The sequence below is a fragment of the Streptomyces sp. ISL-12 genome, from assembly GCF_018614415.1.
Lineage (GTDB): Bacteria > Actinomycetota > Actinomycetes > Streptomycetales > Streptomycetaceae > Streptomyces.
Map to the genome: position 1 here is coordinate 1 of NZ_JAGGOO010000139.1, position 24,019 is coordinate 24,019.

Sequence of the window (24,019 nt, forward strand, 5' to 3'; positions counted from 1 at the left end):
CCAAACGACAGGCCCTAGGACGTCCGTGAACGCCTAGCCCGTCACTTCGCGCCCACCTCGAAGAGCAGGTACACGAAGGCCGCGAAGACGTGGCCGACGGCGATGTAGACGATGAGCCGTACCCACAGGGCGCGGGGGAACTTCTCCTCGATGTCACTCATGGCGTGCCTCCGGTGAGCGGCCCCAGGCACAGTGTGGCCGTGGGGCTCTGCAGCAGGGTGTGGACGAACAGCAGCTCGACCCCGTCGGGGTCCGCCGCCGCGATGCGGTGCGGGGTCAGCGAGTCGAAGTGCGCGCTGTCCCCGCGGGTGAGCAGATGCGTGGCGTCGCCCAGGCGCAGCCGCAGCCGCCCGCCGAGCACGTACAGCCACTCCTCGCCGGGGTGCACCCGCACGATGTCGCCCTGGGAGCCGTACGGCACCTGGACCCTGAGGGCCTGCATGCCGCGGCCGGGGGCGCCGGCCGGCCAGTAGGCCCAGCCGCCCGCGGCGGTCGGCTCCACGTCGGCGGCGCGCACGACGGCGTCCCGCTCGGCGGCGGTCTCGCCGAGCAGGTCCGAGACGGTCGTACCGTAGATACGGGCCAGCGCCAGCAGCATGGGCAGCGAGGGCTGGCGCTGTCCGGTCTCCAGCCGGGAGAGGTGGGCCGGGGAGAGTCCGGCGGCGCGGGCCGCGGCCTCCAGGGTGAGGGAGGCGCGACGGCGCAGCTCGCGGAGCTGGGGCGCCACGGCGGGCAGGTCCGCCGCCGGCCCGGCTTCCGGGGCTCCGGAGGCTTCCGAGGGGCTCATGCCCTCCATTCAGCCGCAGCTTTGCCTGTGGGGCAAATTTTTTGCCCCACAGGCAAAAGCCCGGCGAAGACCCCGGCAGAAGCCTCCTCAGCGATGCGCAACCGCCTGCTTCACCAGCGTCTTGCCGAAGTCCCACATCAGACCGCCGCCGCTGTGCGCGTCGTCCATGACCTCGGTGAAGGCGTCCACGAACCGGTCCACCTCCCGCTCCCCCACGATCAGCGGCGGGATGAGCTTGATGACCTCCAGGTGGTCGCCCGAGACCTGGGTCAGGACGCGGTGGCGCTGGAGCAGCGGCACCACGACCATCTGGGCGAACAGGCCCTTGCGGGCGGCCTGGAGCATGGTCCAGCGACTGCGCAGCTTCAGCGACTTCGGCCGGCCGAACTCGATGCCGACCATCAGCCCCCGGCCGCGTACGTCGGCGAGCAGCTCGTACTTGTCGACGAGCGCCGCGAGCCGGGAGCGGAGCAGGTCACCGGTGGTCCGGGCGTTCTCGACGAGCCGCTCGTCGGCCATGACGTGCAGGACGGCGAGCCCGGCCGCCATGGCCTGCGCGTTGGCCCCGAAGCTGGCCGAGTGCACCAGCACCCGGTCCATCGACGAGTAGACCTTCCTGAAGATCCAGTCCTTGCCGAGGGTGGCGCCGACGGGCACGTACCCGCCGGAGAGCGCCTTCGCCACGCACACCAGGTCGGGCTCGACGCCGGCCTCGTGCTGGTAGGCGTAGAAGGTGCCGGTGCGGCCGAGGCCGGTCTGCACCTCGTCGGCGATGAGCAGCGCCTTGTGCCGGTGCAGCAGCTCCTGCGCGGCCCGCAGGTAGCCGGGCGGCGCCTCGTGCACGCCCTTGCCCTGGATCGGCTCGACGATCAGGGCGGCGACGTCCCCCTTCTTCAGCTCGCGGGCGAGCGCGTCCAGGTCTCCGAGCGGAACCGGCGTGTCCGGCAGCAGCGGCGCGAAGCCGTCCCGGAAGCCGCCCTCGCCGTTGACCGACAGGGAGCCGGTGGTCAGCCCGTGGAAGGCGTGGTCGCAGTAGAGGACGCGGGGTCTGCCGGTGGCGAACCGGGCGAACTTCAGCGCGGTCTCGACCGCTTCCGTGCCGCTGTTGCCGAAGAACACCCGGTCCAGGTGCGGGCTGTGCGTCAGCAGCTTCTCGGCGAGCAGGCCCGGCAGCGGCTGGCAGTCGAAGCGGGTGAGGTCGGCGAGGGAGGCGTCGAGGACGTCGTGCAGCGCACGGCGGACGACCGGGTGGTGGCGGCCGAGGCCCATCACCCCGAACCCGGCGAGCATGTCGAGGTAGTCGTTGCCGTCCGCGTCGAAGAAGTACGCGCCCTCGGCGCGCTCGTAGACCTTGTCGAAGCCGATGGTGCGCAGCATGCGCGGGAGCTGGTGGTTGAGGTGCCTGGTGTGCAGCTCGTACCGCTCGGCCCCGCGCTCGGCCAGGAGCGCGCCGAGGTCGAACTCCTTGGTCATTCAGTTCTCTCCTTGTCCCGACGCGAGGGCCAGGCTCGCGCTGATCCGGCCGGCGATCTCGACCGGGGTGAGACCGATGTCGGCGAGCACCTCGGCGCGTTTGGCGTGCGCGAGGAACTGCTCCGGGATGCCGAACCGCCTTACCGGTACGTCGACTTCGGCGTCCCCGAGGGCCAGCGCGACCGCGGAACCGACCCCGGCGGCGCGGCTGTTGTCCTCGACGACGGCGACCAGGCGGTGCCGTGCGGCCAGCGGCGCCAGGGCGGGGTCGACGGGCTTGACCCAGCGGGGGTCCACGACGGTGCAGGCGATGCCCCGGGCTTCGAGCAGTTCGGCCGCCTGGAGGCAGACGGGCGCCAGCACGCCGACGGACACGAGCAGCACCTCGGGCTCGTCCGCGGCGTGCAGCACGTCGAGGCCGCCGATGCGGTCCACCGCCGGTACGACGGGGCCCACGGACTCCTTGGGGAAGCGCAGCACCGTCGGCGCGTCGTCCACGGCGACCGCCTCGCGCAGTTGGGCGCGCAGCTGGTCGGCGTCGCGCGGGGCGGCGATGCGCAGGCCGGGGACGACCTGAAGGACCGACATGTCCCACATGCCGTTGTGGGAGGCGCCGTCGGCACCGGTGACGCCGGCCCGGTCCAGTACGAAGGTCACCCCGCAGCGGTGCAGGGCCACGTCCATCAGCACCTGGTCGAAGGCGCGGTTGAGGAAGGTGGCGTAGACGGCGACGACCGGGTGGACGCCACCGGTGGCGAGGCCGGCCGCGGAGACGGCGGCGTGCTGCTCGGCGATGCCGACGTCCCAGACCCGGTCGGGGAACTTCTCGGCGAACGCGCCGAGGCCCACCGGGTGCAGCATGGCCGCCGTGATCGCGACGACGTCCTCGCGCTCCTCCCCGATCCGGACGATCTCGTCGCCGAACACGGAGGTCCACGACGGTCCGCCGGCCGGGCTGAGCGGCTCGCAGGTCAGCGGGTCCATCGCGCCGACGGCGTGGAAGTGGTCCTCCTCGTGGGCGAGGGCCGGTTCGTAGCCGCGGCCCTTCTCCGTGAGGCAGTGCACCAGCACGGGCCCGTGGAAGCGTTTCGCGCGCCGGAGCGCCGACTCGACGGCGCCGATGTCGTGTCCGTCGATCGGGCCCACGTACTTCAGCCCGAGGTCCTCGAAGAGCCCCTGCGGGGCGAACGCGTCCTTGAACCCCTTCTTCGCGCCGTGCAGTGCCTCGTAGACGGTGTTGCCGACCACCGGTGTGCGCTGGAGTACGTCCTTGCCCCAGGCGAGCATCTTCTCGTAACCGTCGGTGGTGCGCAGGGTGGCGAGGTGGTTGGCGAGGCCGCCGATGGTGGGGGCGTAGGAGCGCTCGTTGTCGTTGACGACGATGATCAGCGGCCGGTCCTTGGCGGCGGCGATGTTGTTCAGCGCCTCCCAGGCCATGCCGCCGGTGAGGGCGCCGTCGCCGATGACGGCGACCACGTGCCCGCGTTCCCCTTGTACGTCACGGGCTTTGGCGAGTCCGTCGGCCCAGCCGAGCGCGGTGGAGGCGTGGCTGTTCTCGATGACGTCGTGCTCGGACTCCTCCCGGGAGGGATAGCCGGACAGGCCGCCCTTGCCGCGCAGTTTGGAGAAGTCCTGACGCCCGGTCAGCAGCTTGTGCACGTAGCTCTGGTGGCCGGTGTCCCACAGGATGCGGTCGACCGGTGACTCGAAGACCCGGTGCAGGGCTACGGTGAGTTCGACCACCCCCAGATTGGGCCCGAGGTGACCGCCGGTCCTGGCCACTGCGTGCACCAGGAACTCGCGTATCTCCTCGGACAGTTCGCCGAGTTCGGCCTCGGACAGCGCCTTCAGGTCGCGTGGTCCCCGGATGTTCTCCAGAATCGTCACGCTCGGGCCCCCTTCGGTCCGTGCTGTTCAGCTCACGGTGACGGCGGGCTCCCCCGACGCGCCGTCCTTCTCCATCTGCTCGGCGATCTTCATCGCCTCGTCGATCAGCGTCTCCACGATCCTGGACTCGGGGACGGTCTTGATGACCTCGCCCCTGACGAAGATCTGCCCCTTGCCGTTGCCGGAGGCGACGCCGAGGTCGGCCTCGCGGGCCTCGCCGGGGCCGTTGACGACACAGCCCATGACGGCGACGCGCAGCGGGACCTCCATGCCCTCCAGGCCGGCGGTGACCTCTTCGGCCAGCTTGTAGACGTCGACCTGGGCGCGTCCGCAGGACGGGCACGACACGATCTCCAGGCGGCGCTCCTTGAGCCCCAGCGACTGGAGGATCTGGATGCCGACCTTGACCTCCTCGACCGGCGGGGCGGACAGGGAGACCCGGATGGTGTCGCCGATGCCCTGGGAGAGCAGGGCACCGAAGGCGACGGCCGACTTGACCGTGCCCTGGAAGGCGGGGCCGGCCTCCGTCACTCCCAGGTGCAGCGGGTAGTCGCACTGGGCGGCGAGCTGCCGGTAGGCCTCGATCATCACGACCGGGTCGTTGTGCTTCACGGAGATCTTGATGTCCCGGAAGCCGTGCTCCTCGAAGAGGGACGCCTCCCACAGCGCGCTCTCGACCAGCGCCTCGGGCGTCGCCTTCCCGTACTTCTGGAGCAGCCGCTTGTCCAGCGACCCGGCGTTGACCCCGATCCGGATGGGGGTCCCGTGGTCCCGGGCCGCCCGGGCGATCTCCCTGACCTTGTCGTCGAACTGCTTGATGTTGCCCGGGTTGACCCGGACCGCCGCGCACCCGGCCTCGATGGCGGCGAAGACGTACTTCGGCTGGAAGTGAATGTCCGCGATCACCGGGATCTGCGACTTCTCCGCGATGACCGGGAGCGCGTCGGCGTCGTCCTGCGTCGGACAGGCCACCCGCACGATCTGGCAGCCGGACGCGGTCAGCTCGGCGATCTGCTGAAGGGTCGCGCCGATGTCCGAGGTGCGCGTCGTCGTCATCGACTGCACCGACACCGGGGCGCCGCCCCCGACCGCCACCGGCCCGACCTGGATCCGCCGCGACGGTCGCCGCGCGGCGACCGGCCGGACCGGCACTTCGGGAAGCCCCAGGGAAACGGCGGTCATGACATCACGCCCGGTTCCCGGAAACCGTCTCGCGCAGGGCGCGCAGGGACTCCTTCAGGGACCCCATGGTGGCCAGCACGGCGGTGGGTTCGTAGCCGCAGTGCGCCATGCAGTTGTCGCAGCGCGGATCCTTGCCCCGGCCGTACTTGTCCCAGTCGGTCTCCTCGATCAGCTCCCGGTACGTCGGCACGTACCCGTCGCTCATCAGGTAGCAGGGGCGCTGCCAGCCGAAGAGGGAGTAGTTGGGGATCGCCCACGCGGTGCACGGGAAGTCGACCTTGCCCTCCAGGAAGTCCAGGAAGAGCGGGGAGTGGTTGAGCCGCCAGCGCAGCCGGTTGCCGCCCGCGAACGCCTTCCTGAACAGTTCCCGGGTCTGGGTGACGCCGAGGAAGTGGTCCTGGTCGGGCGCCTTCTCGTAGGCGTAGGCGGGCGAGACCATCATCTCGTCGACCTTGAGGTCGTCGTTGAGGTAGTCGAGGACCTCGATGATCGTCTGCGGGGTGTCGGTGTTGAAGAACGTCGAGTTGGTGGTGACCCGGAAGCCGCGCCGCTTGGCCTCCTTGATCGCCGCCACGGCCTCGTCGAAGACGCCCTCCTTCGCCACCGACTCGTCGTGCCGCTCCTTCAGACCGTCGATGTGCACCGTGAAGGCGAAGTACGGAGAGGGCGTGAACTTGTCCATCTTCTTGCGCAGCAGCATGGCGTTGGTGCACAGGAAGACGTACTTCCGCTTGGCCACCAGCTGGCGCACGATCTCGTCGATCTGCGGGTGCATCAACGGCTCGCCGCCGGCGATGGAGACCATCGGCGCACCGGACTCCAGCACCGCGCCCACGGCCTGGGCGACCGGCATGCGCTGCTTGAGCACGCCCGCCGGGTGCTGGATCTTGCCGCATCCCTCACATTTCAGATTGCAGGCGAAAAGCGGTTCCAATTCGACGATGAGCGGAAACTTGGTCCGCCTGCGAAGCTTCTGTTCTGCCAGATATGTAGCGACCTTGATGGACTGACGAAGCGGCATTGCCATCTGGCTCACCTCCGGGGGAGCAACAAAGAACGGTGCCATTCATAGAAAGCAGGAAGAACGGAACGAAGGACACGGAAAGCCGATATTCCACCGCGGACCGTGCCGATCCGGACGAGTTCATGTTCTGGAGCGTCCACGACCACCCGTACGGCCGCAACCGGGCGCGCGGCCGTACGGACGGCGCTCAGAAGCGTGGCGGCGGACTCCATGTCCACCGCGATCGCGCCGGTCGCCCCCAGCTCGGCGCGCTCGGAGCCCCGGACCACGTGGTCGGAACCGGTCAGCGGCCCGGTGTGCACGGTGCGGCCGGGCACGGCCCGGGTCAGCGCCTTGACCAGCAGCTCCGTCCCCACGCAGCCTACGGTGCCGCGCGGGGCCCGGGTCTCCTCGGCGACGACCAGGTCACCGGGGTGCATCCCCGGGGCGAGCCCCGCGCAGAAGCCGGTGGCCAGCACGGCGGCGCCGGCCAGCGCCGGGTCGGCCAGGACCCGGGTGACCGACCGCTCGGCCGCCTTGGGACCCATGCCCGTCCGCAGGACGGTGACCGGCCCGTCCGCGCCGCCCCGGCCGCCCGAGCGCAGGGCGAGGTGCTCGATGCCGAGCGCACAGGCGATCAGCAGCGGTGCCGGAACGGGCGGGCGGCTCATCAGCCCGCCTTCGCCTCGGCGAGGCGCGCGCCGCCGCCGGTCTTCGGCCGGGTGACGGCGGGTTCGCCGTGCACGTACCGGCCGAGCGCGGTGAGCGGGAAGACCTGTCGGTAGAGGTGGTAGTTGATGGAGAAGTCCCAGGGGAAGCCGGTGCCGGTGAAGTACGGCTCGTCCCAGGAGCCGTCCTCCCGCTGGGTCTCGGCGAGCCACCGCACGCCCCGCTCGACGGCCTTGGAGTCCTTCTCCCCCGCCGCCAGCAGGGCCATCAGCGCCCAGCCGGTCTGCGAGGCGGTCGAGGCGCCCCGGCCGCTCCACTCCCGCACGTACCGGTAGGAGCGCAGGTCCTCGCCCCAGCCGCCGTCGTCGTTCTGCACGGACTCCAGCCAGGCCACCGCGCGGCGGATCGCCGGGTGGGCGGCGGGCAGTCCGGCCGCGACCAGGGCGGGGACGACGGAGCCGGTGCCGTAGACGTAGTTGACGCCCCAGCGGCCGAACCAGGAGCCGTCCGCCTCCTGTTCGGCCAGCAGCCACTCGATGCCGCGCCGGGTGCGCGGGTCGTGGCTGAGGCCCTCGGCGGCGAGCATCTCGACGACGTGCGCGGTGACGTCGGCCGACGGCGGGTCGATGACCTCGCCGAAGTCGCAGAACGGCAGCCGGTTGGGGAAGGGGCTGGTGTTGTCGACGTCGAAGGCGCCCCAGGCACCGTTCTTCGACTGCATGCCGAGGTTCCAGCGCACCCCGCGGCCGATGGCCTTCTCCACCCGCTCGGGGTCGTGGTGCTTCACCCGGCGCAGCGCGAGGACGACCTCGGCGGTGTCGTCGATGTCGGGGTAGTTGTCGTTGTGGAACTCGAACGCCCAGCCGCCGGGCGGCAGTCCGGGCCGCTTCACCGACCAGTCGCCGGGGCGCACGATCTGCTCGCCGAGCATCCAGTCCGCGGCCTTGACGAGCTGCGGGTGGTCGGCGGGCACGCCCGCGTCGGCCAGCGCGATGGTGGCCAGGCAGGTGTCCCACACCGGGGACTGGCAGGCCTCGATCATCCGGGCCCCGTCCTCGCGCCACACGGCGAACCGGTCCAGGGACTCCAGCCCGGCTCGCATGACGGGGTGTTCGAGGTCGTAGCCCAGCAGGTACAAGGCGATGATCGAGTACACGGCAGGCGGCTGGATGCCGCCCCAGCAGCCGTCGTTCTCCTGGCGCTCGATGATCCAGCGGGCGGCGGCGTTCATCGCGGCGCGGCGCATGCGGCGCGGGGCGACCTTGCGGAAGGCGTGCAGCGCCCGGTCGGCGCGCTGGAAGGCGCCGTCCCAGGTGACGGCCGGTGCGAGGGGCCGGTGCGGGTTGGGGTCGGCCGGGTCGGTGTGCAGTTCGTCCAGCGGGAAGGGCGCGGGCCTGACCGGACGCTTGGCCGACACGATGGTCAGCGGCACGATCGTCTGCCGGGCCCAGCAGCCGAAGTCGTAGATGTTGAGCGGCATCCAGGCCGGGAACCAGATGAGTTCCGGCGGGAGTTCGGGCAGGTCCTCCCACTTCCACCAGCCGAACAGTGCCAGCCAGATCCGGGTGAAGACCCGGGCGGCGGCGATGCCGCCCCGGCCGCGGATCCACTCGGCGGCCTTCGCCATGTGCGGGGCGTCCGGCGCGTCGCCGGCCAGGCGGAGGGCGACGTACGCCTCGATGGTGGTGGACAGTTCGCCGGGGCCGCCGTAGAAGGAGGCCCAGGTGCCGTCCTCGCGCTGCTCGCCGCGGATGAACAGGGCGGCGGCTCGGGTGGTGTCCCCGTCGAGGATGCCGAGGAACTGGCGGAGCAGCAGGTCTTCGGCGTCCATGGTGACGTTGGTCTCCAGGTCGCCCTTCCACCAGCCCTCCGCGTCCTGCCGCGCGAGCAGGAAGTCGGTGGCGCGCCGGGTGGCGCGGGCGGCGGCTTCTTGTACCCCGGCCGCCTCGGGGAGGGAGTTGTCGGTGTGGCTGGCCGCGGCTGCGCGGGGCGGCAGAGCGGCCCCGGTGCTTCCGTCGGTCGTCGCTGTCATGGCTTCCCCTTCGTGCAGTGTGCGTGTGCTGTCTGCTGCGGGTCCGCCGTCGACCGGTGCACGGGCACCGGCCGGCGACTAGGCGAGGACTATTCGACCGATACTGATCATCTCTTTCGTACGACGACGAAGTCGGCGAGCGCCGCGAACCGGTCCCGTACCTCCACGGGCATGTCGACGGCGTCCAGCGCTTCGATGGCGATGGTGTGCTGGCGGCGCGCCTCCTCGGCGCACCACTCGCGCCCGCCCGCCTCCTCGATGAGGGCGGCGCGGGCCGCGAACTCCTCCTCGGAGAAGTTCGCGAAGTCACTGCTCTTGGCGTCGGCTGCGAGGATCTCGCCGAGCCGCTCGGAGGCGGGGCCGCCGGCCGCGAGGGCGGCGACGACCGGGAGGGACTTCTTGCGCTGGCGCAGGTCGCTCCAGGTCTGCTTGCCGGTGGCGTCCGGGTCGCCCCAGATGCCGAGGAGGTCGTCGACGGCCTGGAAGGCGAGGCCCAGGTGGTAGCCGTACTTCTCCAGGATGTCGGCGGTCTGCTCGTCGGCGCCGCCGAGGACCGCGCCGATGGAGGAGGCGCAGGCGAGCAGGGCGCCGGTCTTGTTGCCCTCCATCTCCAGGCACTCCTCGACGCTGACGCGGTCGCGGTGCTCGTAGGAGATGTCCTGGGCCTGACCGTCGATCAGGGCGCGGGAGGCGGCGGTCAGCCGGCGCGTGGCCCGGCCCGCCTCGACCGTGCCGATCTCCAGGAGCACCTCGTTGGCCAGGGCGAACAGGGCGTCGCCGACCAGGATGGCCTGGGCGGGGCCGTGCACCTTCCAGACCGTGTCGCGGTGGCGGCGCTGTACGTCGCCGTCCATCAGGTCGTCGTGGAGCAGGGAGAAGTTGTGGACCAGTTCGACGGCGACCGCGCCGGGGACGCCGGTGCGCGGGTCCGCTCCGGTGACCTCGGCGGAGAGCATCGCCAGCGCGGGCCGGACGGCCTTGCCGCCGTCGCCGTCGGCCGGCCTGCCCTGGGCGTCGATCCAGCCGAAGTGGTAGGCGGCGACGGTGTCCATGGGAGGCGCCAGACGGTCTACGGACGCCCGCAGCACCGGCGTGGCCAGGGTCCGGCCGCGCTCAAGGAGCGCGGTCACGTCCACCGTGGTCCGTCGGTCGGCCGCCGGGGCCGGGGGCACAGTGGGCACAGTCTCTCCTCCAGTTGCGGTACCGGGGGTGCGGTCGGTGCCACGCGGATCGGTCCTCATGCCGCCTCCTCGAAGGAGTCTCCGAAGAAGTCGGGGAGGACGTCGCGGGACCGGCCCAGGGCGCCGAGCGCGGCGCCCGCCGCGCCGACACCGCTGCGGACCGCACTCTCCATGGTCGCGGGCCACCCGGTGGCGGTCCACGCTCCGGCCAGGTACAGGCCGGGTGCCTTGGTGCGGGCGCCGGGCCTGAGCCGCCCGACGCCGGGGGCGGGGGCGAACGTCGCGGTGCGCTCCCTGGTCACGAAGAAGTCCTTCACCTCGGCGCCCCGGGCACGGGGCAGCAGCCGCTCCAGTTCGGGCAGGTACCGCTCCCGCAGCACGGCCACGGGGGCGTCGATCTCGTCCTGCGCGGCCGACTGCGACACCGCCAGGTACTGGCCGTCCGTCAGGCCGGAGGCGTCGGTGCGGTCGAACACCCACTGCAGCGGGGAGCCGAGGGCCGTGAGGAACGGGGCGTTCAGCACCTTGCGGTCGTAGACGACGTGGACGTTGAGGATCGGCGCGGTGCCGATCTCCAGGAGCCGTTCGGGGGCGTCGAGCGCGCCGGCGGGCAGCAGGCCGTGCGCCTCGCGCTGCGGTACGGCGAGGACGACCGCGTCCGCTTCGAGCGTCTCGCCGGGAACCTGAACGCTCCACCGTCCGTTTTCGTCCGTGGAGACGGAGGTGACGCGTGTACGGACCTCGGTACGGACGCCCGCGGAGTCGAGCGCCTTGCGGGCCAGCCGGTCGTGCAGTTCTCCCAGCGGGACGCGGGCCCACCCGATGTCGGCCGCGCCCGGGTCGGACAGCAGACCGGTCTTGAACACCATCGCGGCGAGCCCCAGGGAGCAGTCGCCCGCGACCGCGTTGAGGGTGGCGACCCCGACCAGGTCCCACAGGGCCTCGACGGCACGCGGTGACTGGCCGTGCGCGGCCAGCCAGCTGCCGAAGTCCTGGGTGTCCAGGGCCGGATCGGCGAGGTCGAGCCGGCCCAGCGCGAGCGCGGCGCGGACCGCCCCGGCCCGGTCGGCGAGCGGGAGGTGCGGATACGTGGCGAGGCTGCGCGCCAGGTGCAGGGGTACGGGCAGCGCGTCGCGCCGGATCCTGCCGAGCCGCCGTCCCTCGGGTCTGGCCACGTCGACGACGGGTACGTCGAGGCGTTCCTGCAGCGGCGCCAGCGCGGTCCCCTCGATGCGGTCGAGGAACCAGCGGTAGGCCGTGCAGCAGCGCAGATAGACGTGCTGGCCGTTGTCGACGGTGAGGCCGCCGCGCTGGAAGGAGAACGCGAGCCCGCCCAGCCGCGGCCTGCCCTCCAGGAGGGTGACGCGGACACCGGCGTCGGCGAGCGCGAGCGCGGCGGTCACGCCGGCGAGCCCGCCGCCGACCACGACGGTGTGTCCCTTGGGGGTGTGCGGTGCGTCGTCGCCGTGGGTCATCGTGCGCCCTCCCCCGTCGGGCCTGCCGTCGCCGTCAGGGACGCGGCGCGACGGCGGAGGGTTGCCCGCCGTTTCTCCCCGGCCTCCTCGCCCTGGACCGTGGTGCCCATCAGGCGCGCCTCCTGACGGTGCGGCGCGTGACGTGCCGGGCGTCCAGACCGGACAGGCCGCGCACGGCGACGTACGCCTTCTCGCGTCCGGGCAGCGAGACCCGGCCGCGCAGCACGGCCTCGGGATCGCGTTCGATGCGGTCGAGCAGGCGGCGGTAGATGCCGGCCATGGCCGCGACGCAGGCGCCGCTGCGCCGGTCGAGCATGGGGAGCAGCCGGTAGCCCTCGGCGAAAAGGGCGCGGGCCCGACGCACTTCGAAGTGCACGAGGCCCGCGAAGTCGGAGCCCTCCGGTGGTTTCGGCCCCTTGAACCCGGCCGAGCAGCCGAACTTGGCGAGGTCGTCGGCGGGCAGATAGGTCCGCCCGTCCTCGGCGTCCTCGCGGACGTCCCTGAGGATGTTGGTGAGCTGGAGGGCGAGCCCGAGGGTGTCGGCGTACTCGGGTGCGCGCTCGGCGCCGCGCGCGCCCGGTTCGGTGCCGAAGACGCCGAGCGAGAGCCGCCCGATGGCGCCGGCCACGCACCGGCAGTAGACCTTCAGGTCGTCCCAGGTCTCGTAGGTCTCGCCGCGCAGGTCCATCCGGACGCCGTCGATCAGCTCGTCGAGCCCGCCGAGCGGGATCGGGAAACGCCGCGCGGCGTGCGCGAGGGCGACCGCGACCGGGTCGGTGTCGTCCTCGTCGACGGCGCCCTCGCGGATCCGGGCGAGCAGCGCCCGGGTGTCGTCGAGCCTGGCCACCTTGACGTCGGGGGCGAGTACGCCGTCACCGATGTCGTCGACGCGCCGCGAGAACGCGTACAGCGCCGACATCGCGCGCCGCTGGGGCGTGGGCAGCAGTCGGATGCCGTACGCGAAGTTACGGGCCTGCTGTCCGGTGACGGCCTCGCAGTAGCTGTACGCGGCGAGTACCGGTGCGGACACGGGTGCTGACTCCACCGTCCGGATCACCCCTCTCCTCGCAGAGTCGCGCCCGCCTCGCGCAGCACCTGCACCTTGCCGGGCTTGGGCGGGCCGGGAAGTACGTCGAATTCGGCGGCGGCGATCGCCCGGAGCGCCGCCCTTCCTCCCGCCACGAAGCCCGCCAGCAGCAGTCTGAGCCTGCCGTGGACGCTACCCACCAGTGGGGCGCCTTCATCCAGGAGGTCACGGGCGCGTTGTGCTTCGTAGGCAATCAGCGCGCGCACCGATGCGCCAGCGGTTTTCGCGGCGAGGTCGGCTTCCTGGACGTGGAAGCGTTTCATGTCCTCGGCGGGCAGGTAGATCCGGTCCCGGGCCAGGTCCTCGGCGACGTCCTGGAGGTGCTCGACGATCTGCAGGGCCGTGCAGATCGCGTCGGAGCGGCGGACTCGCTCGGGTGTGGAGGTGCCGGTGACGGCGAGGACCAGGCGGCCGACCGGGTTGGCCGACAGCTCGCAGTAGGCGAGGAGGTCGTCGTAGGTCTCGTAGCGGGAGACCAGCTGGTCCTGGCGGTTGGCGGCGATCAGGCCGAGGAAAGGTTCAGGCGTCAGCGCGCGGCGGCGCACGGTCGGCTGGAGGCGGCGCAGGATGGGGTGGTGCGGGGTGCCGTCGAAGACCCGGCGCAGGTCGGTCTCGTAGGCGTCGAGCATGACGGTCCGGTCACCGGCCCGCTGCGGCGGGACGCCGAGGAGGCGGGCGTCGGCGCCGCCGGGGGCCAGGTCGCCGTCGCCGATGTCGTCGACCAGGCGGGCGAAGCCGTAGACGGCCATGAGGTCGGCGCGCCACTCGCGGGGCAGGAAAAAGGGGGCCACGGGGAAGTTCTCCCCCGCGGCCTTGTCTAGCGTGCCGCGCTCCGGGTCCACGGCTGGTGCCGTCCCGGTGGCCGTCATCGCCGGCCGCCGGGGGCGGGGACGGCGCACGCCTCGCGGCGATGGGGAGTCTCCGTAGCCATTGCCGTCACATCTCCCGTTCTACACTGCCTACGCAATACACACTATTTCGGACACGCCGCCCGGTTGCCCGTGCGGCAGCCCCGACAGAGGGTGCCGGGCATTATCGCCCCATGTGCCGCGTTTCGGGACCGGTACAGCTTACGTTGTACAACTCATCGAGCTGCGCGGGGGCCGTCCGCACATCACAACAACACACCGATTGGCTTCAAGATTCCTAAGGCCGACCGGAGTTGACGTTTCCTTTGCGGACGCGAGACCCCGTCGGAACAGTTCCGGCGGGGTCCGGGAGCCGTACGGTCACTTGCCGACGAACTTCTCGTACTCCTTGAGCACCTCGTCCGTCGGGCCGTCCATGCGCAGCTCGCCGCGCTCCAGCCACAGAACGCGGTCGCAGGTGTCGCGGATGGACTTGTTGTTGTGGCTGACCAGGAACACCGTGCCGGCTTCCTTGCGCAGCTCGCGGATGCGGGCCTCGGAGCGCTTCTGGAACTTGCGGTCTCCGGTGGCCAGGGCCTCGTCGATCATCAGGACGTCATGGTCCTTGGCGGCGGCGATGGAGAAACGCAACCGGGCGGCCATGCCGGAGGAGTACGTGCGCATGGGGAGGGTGATGAAGTCGCCCTTCTCGTTGATGCCGGAGAAGTCGACGATGTCCTGGTAGCGCTCCTTGATCTGCTCCCGGGACATGCCCATCGCGAGGCCGCCGAGGATGACGTTGCGCTCGCCGGTCAGGTCGTTCATCAGGGCCGCGTTCACGCCGAGCAGGGAGGGCTGGCCGTCGGTGTAGACCTTGCCCCGCTCGGCGGGGAGCAGGCCGGCGATGGCGCGCAGCAGGGTGGACTTGCCGGAGCCGTTGGAGCCGATCAGGCCGATGGCCTCGCCCCGGTAGGCGACGAAGGAGACGCCCCGTACGGCGTGCACCTTGCGCACGCCGCGTTCCTCGCCGCGCTTGAGTATCCGGCTCAGGGCGGCGGTGGCGCTGCCCTTGCCGCCGCGGGCGCCGTTGACGCGGTAGACGATGTGCAGGTCGTCGGCGATGACGGTGGGGATCCGTGCGCCCTCGTGCGGTTCAGCCACGGCCGTACCTCTCCTCGGCCTTCCAGAAGTAGACGAAGCCGACGGCACCGGCCAGCACCGCCCAGCCCAGAGCGAAGGCCCAGACGTGCGGCGGCAGGTAGGAGGAGCCGTAGCCGTCGATCAGCGCGAAGCGGATCAGGTCCATGTAGACGGCGGCCGGGTTCCACTGGAGGACGTCGCTGAGCCAGCCCGGCACGTCCTTGTCGGCGAGCATCGCCGGGATGGAGAACATCACGCCGGACGCGTACATCCAGGTGCGCATCACGAACGGCATCAGCTGGGCCAGGTCGGGGGTCTTGCTGCCCATCCGGGCGAAGATCAGCGCGAGGCCGGTGTTGAAGACGAACTGGAGCGCCAGCGCGGGCACCACCAGCAGCCAGCCGAGGCTCGGGTAGCTGCCGAAGCCGATCATGACGATGACCAGCACGATCATCGAGTACAGCAGTTGCTGGAGCTGCTGGAACGCGAAGGAGACGGGCAGCGAGGCCCGGGGGAAGTGCAGCGCGCGGACCAGGCCCAGGTTGCCGGAGATGGCGCGGACGCCCGCGAGCACCGAGGACTGTGTGAAGGTGAAGACGAACACGCCGGTGACCAGGAACGGCACGTAGATGTCGTGCGGGATGCCCCGGCGGGCGCCGAGCAGCAGGCCGAAGATGAAGAAGTAGACGGCGGCGTTCAGCAGCGGGGTGGCCACCTGCCAGAGCTGGCCGAGTCTGGCCTGGCTGTACTGGGCGGTCAGCTTCGCCCGTGAGAAGGCGAGGATGAAGTGCCGCCGGTCCCAGAGCTGGCGGACGTACTCGACGAGTGAGGGCCGGGCGCCGCTCACGGACAGGCCGTACTTCTCGGCGAGCTGTGCCGCCGTGAGGCCCTCGTCGGATGGCACGGGCTTGGTCGTCGCGACCGTGCCGTCGTGCGTTGTCTCACTCACTAGTGGAAACTTTCGTCTTCGGAGATGCGCGGCCGGTACCGGCCTGACGCATCCCGCGGTTCTCGAACCGCGGGATGCCCCGGGGTACGAGCTTCTCAGATCACGGGGGGCCGGCCCAGCCGGGTCAGCCGCCACACCGTACGCCACTGCATGGGCCGGCGGGGACCGCAGGGAGTGGTCCAGCCTTCCCGGAAGCCGCCGAACCACGCCTTCAGCGCGGGGCGCGAGGGGCGGCGGGCGAGCGTGAGCAGCATCCAGACGCCGAGGTAGACCGGGACCAGGGGGGCGGGCAGGTTGCGGCGGGCCAGCCAGACCCGGTTGCGGGCGACCATGCGGTGGTAGACCGCGTGCCGCGAGGGCGCGGTCGTGGGGTGGTACAGCACCATGTCGGACCGGTAGTCGATCATCCAGCCCGCGTCCAGGGCCCGCCAGGCCAGGTCGGTCTCCTCATGGGCGTAGAAGAACGCGTCCGGCAGGCCGCCGACCTCCTTCAGGACCGCGGTACGTACGGCGTTGGCGCCGCCGAGGAAGGTGGTGACCCGGGAGGAGCGCATCGGGTCGGCGGCGCGCAGCCGGGGGACGTGGCGGCGCTGGGTCTCGCCGGTGGCCGGGTCGGCGATGCGGAAGCTGACGATGCCGAGCTTCTCGTCGGCCGCGAACGCCTTCCGGCACAGTTCGGCGGTGTCGGTACGGGCCAGCAGGCCGTCGTCGTCGAGGAACAGCAGGATGTCGACCTCGCTGCCGCCGGGGCCGAACGCCTCGATGCCGACGTTGCGTCCGCCGGGGATGCCGAGGTTCTCCGGCAGTTCGACGGTGCGCACGCCGTCGGGTACGTCCGGCACGGGGGAGCCGTTGCCGACGACCACGACCTGGACCGGCTCGCCGTCCTGCTTGGCGACCGAGTCGATCAGGGCACGCAGTTCGTCGGGGCGGTTGCCCATCGTGATGATGACGGCGCCGACCTTCATGGGGCTGCTCACTTCAGCCTGCTGGAGGCCAGGACGGACACCAGGTGCAGCAGGGTCTGGAGGAGGGCGATGCCGGCCAGGACGGCGGTGCCGAGGCGGGTGAAGAACAGGTCGCCTCGGACGTGGTCCACGATGGCCAGGACCAGGATGAGCAGGGACGCCTCGATGCCGAGGACGAGGCGGTGGAACTTGAGCATGGCGGCGGCCCGGCGGGCCAGGGCCATGCCGGAGGAGCGCATCTCGGCGGCGGCCTCCTTGACCGGGGGCATCCCGTTCTGGTGGCGGGCGACGCCGACCAGGTCGGTCTCGGCCTTGATCAGGATGGCGCCGAGCGCGGCCAGGGTGCCGAGGAAGGCCCACAGCCAGTCGATCCGCCCGGTGCCGAACAGGTCGGCGGCGCGCAGGCCGAGGCCGACCAGGACGGCGGCGTCGGTGAGGTAGGCACCGACGCGGTCCAGGTACACGCCGCCCAGCGAGTACTGCTTGCGCCAGCGGGCGATCTCGCCGTCGACGCAGTCCAGCAGCAGGTAGAGCTGGACCGCGACGACGCCGAGCACGGCGCCCCAGATGCCCGGCACCAGCAGGGCCGGGGCGGCGAGCACGCCGCAGACGGTCATCAGGTACGTGAGCTGGTTGGGCGTGACCCTGGTGTTCACCAGGTAGCGGTCGACCCGCAGGGACACCTCACGCATGTAGAGGCGTCCCATCCAGTGCTCACCGCTGCGCCGGTCCTTGACCCCCGCGGGGTGCACGACCGGACGTAGTTCAGCTACCGATGGCCTTGACATAGTCGGTGTAGACGTCCTTGATCTGGTCGGTTTTCAGGTCGAGGTGTTCGAGGATGGTGTAGCGCCCGGGCCGGGTCTCGGGAGCGAACTCCACGGCGCGGACGAACTCCTCGGGGGTGAAGCCGATCTCCTCCGGCAGTACCGGCAGTCCGTGCCGGCGCAGCACCTCGGCCATGTACACCGACTCCTCGTGCGCCCCGCGCAGATACATCGCGAAGGCCGCGCCCAGGCCGCACTGCTCGCCGTGGGCGGCGGCACGCTTGGGGAAGAGCAGGTCGAAGGCGTGGTTGATCTCGTGGCAGGCCCCGGAGGACGGCCGTGAGTCGCCGGAGACGGACATGGCGATGCCGCTGAGCACCAGCGCCTCGCTCAGCACCTGGAGGAAGTCGTTGTCGCCGATGCCGCCGGGGTGGCGCAGCACGGCCTCGCCGGCCTGGCGGGCCATGGCGGCGGCCAGGCCGTCGATCCGCTCGCCCTTGACCCGGTTGGCCAGCTCCCAGTCCGCGATCGCGGAGATGTTGGAGACGGCGTCGCCGATGCCGGCCCGTACGTAGCGCACCGGGGCCTCGCGGATGACGTCGAGGTCGATGACGACGGCGATCGGGTTCGGCACGCCGTAGGAGCCGCGGCCCGCGTCGTTGTCGAGGGTGGCCACGGGTGAGCACAGGCCGTCGTGGGCGAGATTGGTCGGCACGGCCACCAGGGGCAGACCGACGCGCGCCGCGGCGAACTTGGCGCAGTCGATGATCTTGCCGCCGCCGAGTCCGACGACGGCGTCGTAGTGGCCGGCCTTTATGTCGCCGGCCAGCCGGACCGCGTCGTCCAGGGTGCCGCCGCCGACCTCGTACCAGGTGGCGCCGGGCAGGGACGGGGCGATGCGCTCGCGCAGCCTGGCGCCGGAGCCGCCGCTGACGGCGACGGCGAGGCGGCCGGAGTGCGAGATGCGCTCGTCGGCGAGGACACAGCCGAGGTCGTCGAGGGCACCCGGGCGGATGTCGACGACCAGCGGCGAGGGGATCAGCCGGGTCAGTACTGGCATGCGATCTCCCGTCCACGGGCGAGATCGTCGTGGTTGTCGATCTCGACCCAGCTGACGTCGCCGATGGGAGCCACGTCGACGCGGAAGCCGCGGTCGACCAGCTCCTGGTAGCCGTGCTCGTAGAACTGCTGGGGGTCGGTCTCCCAGACCGTCTTCAGCGCGTCGGCCAGGTCGGGGGCGGCGTCGCCCTCGATGAGGGTGACGCCGATGTACTCGCCGGTCGCCTCGGCCGGGTTCATCAGCTTGGTGATCTTCGTCATGTTCCCCTCGGCGGGGTCGACGACGACCTTCATCTCCTCGTCGGCCAGCGACTTCACCGTGTCCAGGGCGAGGATGATCCGCTTGCCCTCGCCGCGGGCGGCGAGCAGCGTCTTCTCGACGGAGACCGGGTGCACGGTGTCGCCGTTGGCGAGGATCACGCCGTCCTTGAGGGCGTCACGCCCGCACCACAGTGAGTAGGCGTTGTTCCACTCCTCGGCCTTGTCGTTGTCGATGAGGGTCAGCTTGAGGCCGTACTTCGCCTCCAGGGCCGCCTTGCGCGCGTAGACGGCCTCCTTGCGGTAGCCGACGATGACCGCGACCTCGGTCAGGCCGATCTCGGCGAAGTTGCCGAGGGTGAGGTCGAGAACCGTGGGTTCGCCTTCTATGCCCGCGGGCCCCACCGGCACCAGCGCCTTCGGCAGGCTGTCGGTGTAGGGGCGCAGACGCCGTCCGGCGCCGGCCGCGAGCACGAGGCCGATCATGCGGTTTCTCCTTCGTCGTGTACGGCGGGTGAGCCGGCCCGGTGGGCGGACACCCAGTAGCGGATGCTCTCGACGAGCACCAGCAGAGCCACGGCCACGGCGAGGACCGTGAGCGCGACGGTGAACTGTGCGGCGGTGAGCAGCGCGGCCAGCAGGGCGACCAGCAGCGTGCGGCCCTCGTGCCCCCCGACGGCCCGCCGCAGCCAGTTCGGGGGCGCGCCCGCGCCGCCGCGGATGCGGTAGACCGTGTCGTAGTGATGGTAGGCGACCGCCGCCACCAGTCCGAAAGCCGCCGGTAGGGCTCCGTTCACGTCCGCTCGGGCCGCCAGCAGCAGGACGGTGCCGTACTCGGCGGCGCGGAAGAAGGGGGGGACGAGCCAGTCGAGGGCGCCCTTGAGGGGACGCGCGACAGCGAGGGCCGAGGTCAGGGCGTACACGACGGCGGCGACCAGGGGCCAGGGGGTGCCGAAGCCGGCCAGTGCGGCCGTGGCGGTGACGGCGGCGCCGCCGATCAGGGCGGCGGCCGGGGCGAGGCCGCCGGGCAGCCCGCGCGCCACCCGGGTCAGCGCCTCGGCGACGGGCCCGCTGTCCGCGAGGTCGGCCAGCGCCGTCGCGGCGCGGTCGGTGCGGCGGGCCTTGCGGGTCAGCGAGCGCAGGACGCGGCCGGCCGTGGTGTACGTGGCGGCGAAGGCGCAGCCGATCAGCAGGACGCAGAAGGTGATCCGGGGGGTGGTGGCGGCCGTGAGGACGGCGATCATCGCCCAGCGCTCGCCGATCGGCAGCACGATCATGCGGCGGACCCAGACCGTCCAGCCGACGCTGTCGAGCTTGCCGGAGAGGGCGGCGGTGGGGCTGGTGTTGGCGGTGGCGTCAGTGCCTACGACGTGCGCCTCGTTGAAGGAGAAGTCGACCACGTGCCGGCAGGTCTGGAGGACCATCGCGCCGAGGGCCAGGGCCCATACGTCGTCGCCGCCGCGGGCGGCGCCGAGGGCGAGGCCGGCGTAGTAGGCGTACTCCTTGGCCCGGTCGAAGGTGGCGTCGAGCCAGGCGCCGAGGGTGGAGTACTGGAGGGAGTAGCGGGCGAGCTGGCCGTCGGTGCAGTCCAGCACGAAGGAGAAGAGGAGCAGGAGGCCGGCGGCGACGAAGCCGCCGCGGGTGCCGGTGGCCGCGCAGGCCGCCGCTATGAGCGCGGTGAGCAGGGAGGCGGTGGTGACCTGGTTGGGGGTCAGGCCGCGGCGGGCGCACCAGCGGGCGAGGTAGCGGGAGTAGGGGCTGACGCAGAAGGTGGTGAAGAAGCCGTCGCGGGCCTTGACCGCCGACTTCAGGCGGACCGCCTCGTCGTCGACGGCGGCGACCGCCTGCCGGGCCTCGTTGCGGGCCTGCGGGTCGGCGGGCACCGCGGCGACCAGGCTGCCCAGCTCGGGCCGGTGCACCTCGGTGCCGTCCTCGTCGTCGAGGGCGGTGACGATCCGGTCGGCGAGGCTGTCGACCAGGGTGGTACCACCGGCGGTGGAGGTCTGGCGGGCCATCGCGCGGGTCAGGGCCTGGCGCCCGGCCGGCTGGGCCGTCACGGCGCCCGGAACGGCGGCGAGCGGGAAGCGGGGGTCGGTGAGGCCGAGGCGCAGGGTGTGCAGGTGACCGACGAAGCGGGCGTCGACCACGGCGACCCGTTCCCCGCCGGGCACCCGGGCCAGCTGGGTCTCGGCGTCGGCGGCGTCGGCCGCGAGGCGGACCTCGAAGCCCAGCTCCCGCAGATCCGTCTCGATCGACGAACCGGGAACCGGCTGACCGGTGAGGATGGCGGTCGACAACCGAACTCACTCCCTGGATGCCGACGCCGTGCGCCGGGCCTGTGCATGGTGGGGGCGCCTGTGTCCACAGCCCCCGGGCGGCATGTCGGCAGAGGTTATCGGATGACCGGAACGCCGTGTTCACCGGCCGTTTCACGGACGGTCGACACGACGTGCCCACGCCTTTGCCGCGATCATCATCGGGGATGCGGGGCCCGGCCCACAAACCGCGCCCCCGCCCGCACCGGACGGCGGCGGGCCGCGGAGCCCGGGTGGAGGGTGCGGCCGGGGGTACGCGAGGGGTGGGCCGACCGGGGCGACCGCCCCTTCTCCCGCGCTGACCTGCGCAACGTTTACGCAGGTCAGGGCACATGACAACGGTGTTCAGTGCCGCGTTGCCGGATGGTGTCGGCCCGTAGTTCACTGTGCTCCCGGCGGACGACAGGGAGGCGGCTTTCATGGGGGCTGGGCACGATCACGGGCATGCCCACGGCCACGGGCACGGCGCGCCCGCCGGCGGTACGGCGACCGCGGCGTACCGGGGCAGGCTGCGGGTGGCCCTGGCGATCACGCTCACCGTGATGGTCGTGGAGATCGTCGGCGGCGTACTGGCCGACTCGCTCGCGCTGGTCGCCGACGCGGCGCACATGGCGACGGACGCGGTGGGGCTGGGCATGGCCCTGCTGGCGGTCCACTTCGCCGGCCGGCCGCCCAGCGACCGGCGCACCTTCGGGCTGGCCCGGGCCGAGATCCTGGCCGCGCTGGCCAACTGTCTGCTGCTGCTCGGGGTGGGCGGATACGTCCTGTACGAGGCGGTCGAGCGGTTCGTCTCGCCGGCCGGGACCTCGGGCGGGCTGACCGTCGTCTTCGGTGTGATCGGCCTGGTGGCGAACTCGGTGTCGCTGGCGCTGCTGATGCGGGGCCAGGCGGAGAGCCTGAACGTGCGCGGCGCGTTCCTGGAGGTGGCGGCGGACGCGCTGGGGTCGGTCGCGGTGATCGTGTCCGCCCTGGTGATCGTCACCACCGGCTGGCAGGCCGCCGACCCGATCGCCTCGCTCGTCATCGGCGTGATGATCGTGCCGCGGACGGTGAAGCTGTTGCGCGAGACGCTGGACGTCCTGCTGGAGGCGGCACCGAAGGACGTCGACATCGCCGAGGTACGGGCCCACATCCTGGCCCTCGACGGGGTGGAGGACATCCACGACCTGCACGCGTGGACGATCACGTCCGGCATGCCGGTGCTCTCCGCGCACGTGGTGGTCGGCTCGGAGACGCTGAGCGCGACCGGCCACGAGAAGATGCTCCACGAGCTCCAGGGCTGCCTGGGCGACCACTTCGACGTGGAACACTGCACCTTCCAGCTGGAGCCGGGCGGGCACGCGGAGCACGAGGCGCGGCTGTGCCACTGAGGCGACGGGGGCGCACGGGTATCGGGACGGGGCGCGTCTTCCGGGGAAGGCGCCCGGGAACGCAGCCGTCCGCCGGTCCGCGGGCGTCCTGATCCCCGCCAGGTCCGGCGCGGGCGGTTCCCCGTCCGGCGACCGGGCACGATCACCTGCCGGGCCCGTCCCGGCGCCCGGCCGTACGTGACGGCCTCCCGCGCGGCGGTGCGGGACATGCGGGCGGGGAAGTGCGGGCAGCGCCGGCCGCGTACGGCACACTTGGGGCGCGAGGACCGATGCGAAGGATGGGTATGCCGATCACTCCTGCCACCGCGGCGAACAGTTCGTCGAGCGGCACCGCGGACGCGATTCTGCTGGAACTCGTCGACGAGGACGGCGTCACGATCGGCACCGCGGAGAAGCTCGCCGCGCACCAGCCGCCCGGGCAGCTGCACCGCGCCTTCTCGGTGTTCCTCTTCGACGAGCGCGGCCGGCTGCTGCTCCAGCAGCGGGCGCTCGGCAAGTACCACTCCCCCGGGGTGTGGTCCAACACCTGCTGCGGCCACCCCTACCCCGGCGAGTCGCCCTTCGCGGCGGCGGCCCGGCGGACCTTCGAGGAGCTGGGGGTCTCCCCGTCGCTGCTCGCCGAGGCGGGCACGGTGCGCTACAACCACCCGGACCCGGCCTCGGGCCTGGTGGAGCAGGAGTACAACCACCTCTTCGTGGGTCTGGTGCAGGCGGCGCCGCGGCCCGATCCTGCGGAGGTCGCCGAGACGGTCTTCGTCTCCCCGGCCGAGCTGGCCGAGCGGCACGCGCGGGACACCTTCTCGGCGTGGTTCATGACGGTGCTGGACGCGGCGCGTCCGGCCGTCCGCGAGCTGACGGGCCCGTCCGCCGGCTGGTGAGCCCCAGTACGTGAAGCCGCGCGGACGCCCTACGGGAGGGCGGGCCCGAGCGGCAGGGCCACCCAGACCACCTTGCCGCCGCTGGCCGTGTGGGCGACGTCGCAGGCCCCGCCGGCCTCCCGGGTGATCTCCCGGACCAGCAGCAGGCCCCGGCCACCGGTCCGGCCGTGGTCGGTCTCCAGGGCGGTCGGGCGGTAGGGGTGGTTGTCCTCCACGGACAGCCGGAGCCAGCCGGAGCCGACGGCGACCTCCACGGAGAGCGTCGGCGAGAGCACCGCCGCGTGCCGGACGGCGTTGGTGACCAGTTCGGAGACGATCAGCAGCAGCCCGTCCGCCACGTCCTGCGAGACCGGTACGCCCTGGTGGGTCAGGAGGTCGCGGACGGCGTGCCGCGCCTGCGGGACCGACGCCTCGACGGAGGGGGCGGTGAACCGCCAGACGCCTTCGTACGGCAAGGGATCCGCGCGGTCCGCGGGTCTTCCCGCCTCCGGATGCGGCTGGGGCCCCGGAACCGGAACCGCGCCGTCCTCCCGCTCGTGGTCGTCCATCGTCGGGTCGCCACCCTTGCGCTCGATTGTCACCACACCCCTGAGTGTTGGTAACGAGTCGCTCCGCCCCGAGGTACTGAATGGAAGTCAGCGCGTATCGAACGGTTCTGACCGTTGGCGTATGACACAGTCAGTTGTGGGAC

At 71.9% G+C, this 24,019-nt stretch carries 23 protein-coding genes; 2 read left to right on the top strand and 21 right to left on the bottom strand.

Translation table 11 applies throughout. The features are described 5' to 3' along the window. Positions 1 to 41: 41 nt before the first annotated feature. The 20 genes from J7I94_RS32425 to J7I94_RS32515 form a co-directional block, all read right to left on the bottom strand. Positions 42 to 161, bottom strand: coding sequence for a DUF6126 family protein (locus J7I94_RS32425; protein WP_189415745.1), 120 nt, complete (start codon positions 159 to 161; stop codon positions 42 to 44). After that, the gene (locus J7I94_RS32430; protein WP_215172965.1) at positions 158 to 787 is read right to left on the bottom strand and encodes a helix-turn-helix domain-containing protein; all 630 of its coding nucleotides are present in this window, start codon (positions 785 to 787) and stop codon (positions 158 to 160) included. Before J7I94_RS32430 ends, J7I94_RS32425 begins: the two co-directional genes overlap by 4 nt. 87 nt (positions 788 to 874) lie before the next feature. Further along, positions 875 to 2,260: an aspartate aminotransferase family protein gene (locus tag J7I94_RS32435; RefSeq protein WP_215172967.1), complete on the bottom strand. Its 1,386-nt coding sequence runs from the start codon at positions 2,258 to 2,260 to the stop codon at positions 875 to 877. After that, the gene (dxs, locus tag J7I94_RS32440; protein ID WP_215172969.1) at positions 2,261 to 4,147 is read right to left on the bottom strand and encodes a 1-deoxy-D-xylulose-5-phosphate synthase; all 1,887 of its coding nucleotides are present in this window, start codon (positions 4,145 to 4,147) and stop codon (positions 2,261 to 2,263) included. A 27-nt stretch (positions 4,148 to 4,174) separates the two neighbouring features. Next, complete coding sequence (gene ispG / locus J7I94_RS32445) at positions 4,175 to 5,329, bottom strand: flavodoxin-dependent (E)-4-hydroxy-3-methylbut-2-enyl-diphosphate synthase (protein WP_215172971.1); 1,155 nt, start codon at positions 5,327 to 5,329, stop codon at positions 4,175 to 4,177. Positions 5,330 to 5,333: 4 nt separating this feature from the next. Beyond that, a complete protein-coding gene (hpnH, locus tag J7I94_RS32450) occupies positions 5,334 to 6,356 on the bottom strand; it encodes an adenosyl-hopene transferase HpnH (protein ID WP_215172973.1) in 1,023 nt (340 codons plus the stop codon). Positions 6,357 to 6,361: 5 nt separating this feature from the next. After that, positions 6,362 to 7,003 (bottom strand): 1-hydroxy-2-methyl-2-butenyl 4-diphosphate reductase, encoded by a 642-nt coding sequence (locus J7I94_RS32455; RefSeq protein WP_215172975.1) that lies wholly within the window; start codon positions 7,001 to 7,003, stop codon positions 6,362 to 6,364. Next, entirely contained in the window at positions 7,003 to 9,033 is a 2,031-nt protein-coding gene (gene shc / locus J7I94_RS32460; protein WP_215172977.1) for a squalene--hopene cyclase, read from the bottom strand. The genes J7I94_RS32455 and shc overlap by 1 nt, the downstream gene beginning before the upstream one ends. 107 nt (positions 9,034 to 9,140) lie before the next feature. Continuing rightward, positions 9,141 to 10,205: a polyprenyl synthetase family protein gene (locus tag J7I94_RS32465; RefSeq protein WP_215173011.1), complete on the bottom strand. Its 1,065-nt coding sequence runs from the start codon at positions 10,203 to 10,205 to the stop codon at positions 9,141 to 9,143. A gap of 65 nt (positions 10,206 to 10,270) precedes the next feature. Then, positions 10,271 to 11,689, bottom strand: coding sequence for a hydroxysqualene dehydroxylase HpnE (gene hpnE / locus J7I94_RS32470; RefSeq protein WP_215172979.1), 1,419 nt, complete (start codon positions 11,687 to 11,689; stop codon positions 10,271 to 10,273). Then, on the bottom strand, positions 11,686 to 11,799 hold the full coding sequence (locus tag J7I94_RS39615) for a DUF6380 family protein (protein WP_374198465.1): 114 nt from the start codon (positions 11,797 to 11,799) through the stop codon (positions 11,686 to 11,688). The genes hpnE and J7I94_RS39615 overlap by 4 nt, the downstream gene beginning before the upstream one ends. Then, positions 11,799 to 12,746 carry a presqualene diphosphate synthase HpnD gene (hpnD, locus tag J7I94_RS32475; protein WP_215172981.1) on the bottom strand — a complete coding sequence of 316 codons (948 nt, stop codon included), beginning with the start codon at positions 12,744 to 12,746 and terminating at the stop codon, positions 11,799 to 11,801. Before hpnD ends, J7I94_RS39615 begins: the two co-directional genes overlap by 1 nt. After that, positions 12,743 to 13,645: a squalene synthase HpnC gene (gene hpnC / locus J7I94_RS32480; protein ID WP_215172983.1), complete on the bottom strand. Its 903-nt coding sequence runs from the start codon at positions 13,643 to 13,645 to the stop codon at positions 12,743 to 12,745. Before hpnC ends, hpnD begins: the two co-directional genes overlap by 4 nt. Positions 13,646 to 14,005: 360 nt before the next feature. Next, on the bottom strand, positions 14,006 to 14,785 hold the full coding sequence (locus tag J7I94_RS32485) for an ABC transporter ATP-binding protein (RefSeq protein WP_215172986.1): 780 nt from the start codon (positions 14,783 to 14,785) through the stop codon (positions 14,006 to 14,008). Further along, positions 14,778 to 15,713 (bottom strand): ABC transporter permease, encoded by a 936-nt coding sequence (locus tag J7I94_RS32490; RefSeq protein ID WP_215172988.1) that lies wholly within the window; start codon positions 15,711 to 15,713, stop codon positions 14,778 to 14,780. The genes J7I94_RS32485 and J7I94_RS32490 overlap by 8 nt, the downstream gene beginning before the upstream one ends. 95 nt (positions 15,714 to 15,808) lie before the next feature. Then, entirely contained in the window at positions 15,809 to 16,681 is an 873-nt protein-coding gene (locus J7I94_RS32495) for a glycosyltransferase family 2 protein (RefSeq protein WP_215173012.1), read from the bottom strand. A gap of 8 nt (positions 16,682 to 16,689) precedes the next feature. Beyond that, positions 16,690 to 17,433: a CDP-alcohol phosphatidyltransferase family protein gene (locus J7I94_RS32500; RefSeq protein ID WP_308114793.1), complete on the bottom strand. Its 744-nt coding sequence runs from the start codon at positions 17,431 to 17,433 to the stop codon at positions 16,690 to 16,692. Between the two features lie 13 nt (positions 17,434 to 17,446). After that, positions 17,447 to 18,508 carry an iron-containing alcohol dehydrogenase family protein gene (locus J7I94_RS32505; protein WP_215172990.1) on the bottom strand — a complete coding sequence of 354 codons (1,062 nt, stop codon included), beginning with the start codon at positions 18,506 to 18,508 and terminating at the stop codon, positions 17,447 to 17,449. Then, positions 18,496 to 19,251 (bottom strand): sugar phosphate nucleotidyltransferase, encoded by a 756-nt coding sequence (locus J7I94_RS32510; RefSeq protein ID WP_215172991.1) that lies wholly within the window; start codon positions 19,249 to 19,251, stop codon positions 18,496 to 18,498. Before J7I94_RS32510 ends, J7I94_RS32505 begins: the two co-directional genes overlap by 13 nt. Further along, the gene (locus J7I94_RS32515) at positions 19,248 to 21,062 is read right to left on the bottom strand and encodes a DUF5941 domain-containing protein (RefSeq protein ID WP_215172992.1); all 1,815 of its coding nucleotides are present in this window, start codon (positions 21,060 to 21,062) and stop codon (positions 19,248 to 19,250) included. The genes J7I94_RS32510 and J7I94_RS32515 overlap by 4 nt, the downstream gene beginning before the upstream one ends. A gap of 437 nt (positions 21,063 to 21,499) precedes the next feature. Here J7I94_RS32515 and J7I94_RS32520 point away from each other — a divergent pair, with 437 nt between their 5' ends. After that, positions 21,500 to 22,450, top strand: a complete 951-nt coding sequence (locus J7I94_RS32520; protein ID WP_215172993.1) for a cation diffusion facilitator family transporter — start codon at positions 21,500 to 21,502, stop codon at positions 22,448 to 22,450. Positions 22,451 to 22,734: 284 nt separating this feature from the next. Continuing rightward, positions 22,735 to 23,328, top strand: a complete 594-nt coding sequence (gene idi, locus J7I94_RS32525; protein ID WP_215172995.1) for an isopentenyl-diphosphate Delta-isomerase — start codon at positions 22,735 to 22,737, stop codon at positions 23,326 to 23,328. Positions 23,329 to 23,357: 29 nt separating this feature from the next. On the opposite strand, the gene J7I94_RS32530 is transcribed toward idi, so the two are convergent. Continuing rightward, complete coding sequence (locus tag J7I94_RS32530) at positions 23,358 to 23,876, bottom strand: ATP-binding protein (RefSeq protein WP_215173014.1); 519 nt, start codon at positions 23,874 to 23,876, stop codon at positions 23,358 to 23,360. Positions 23,877 to 24,019: the final 143 nt, after the last annotated feature.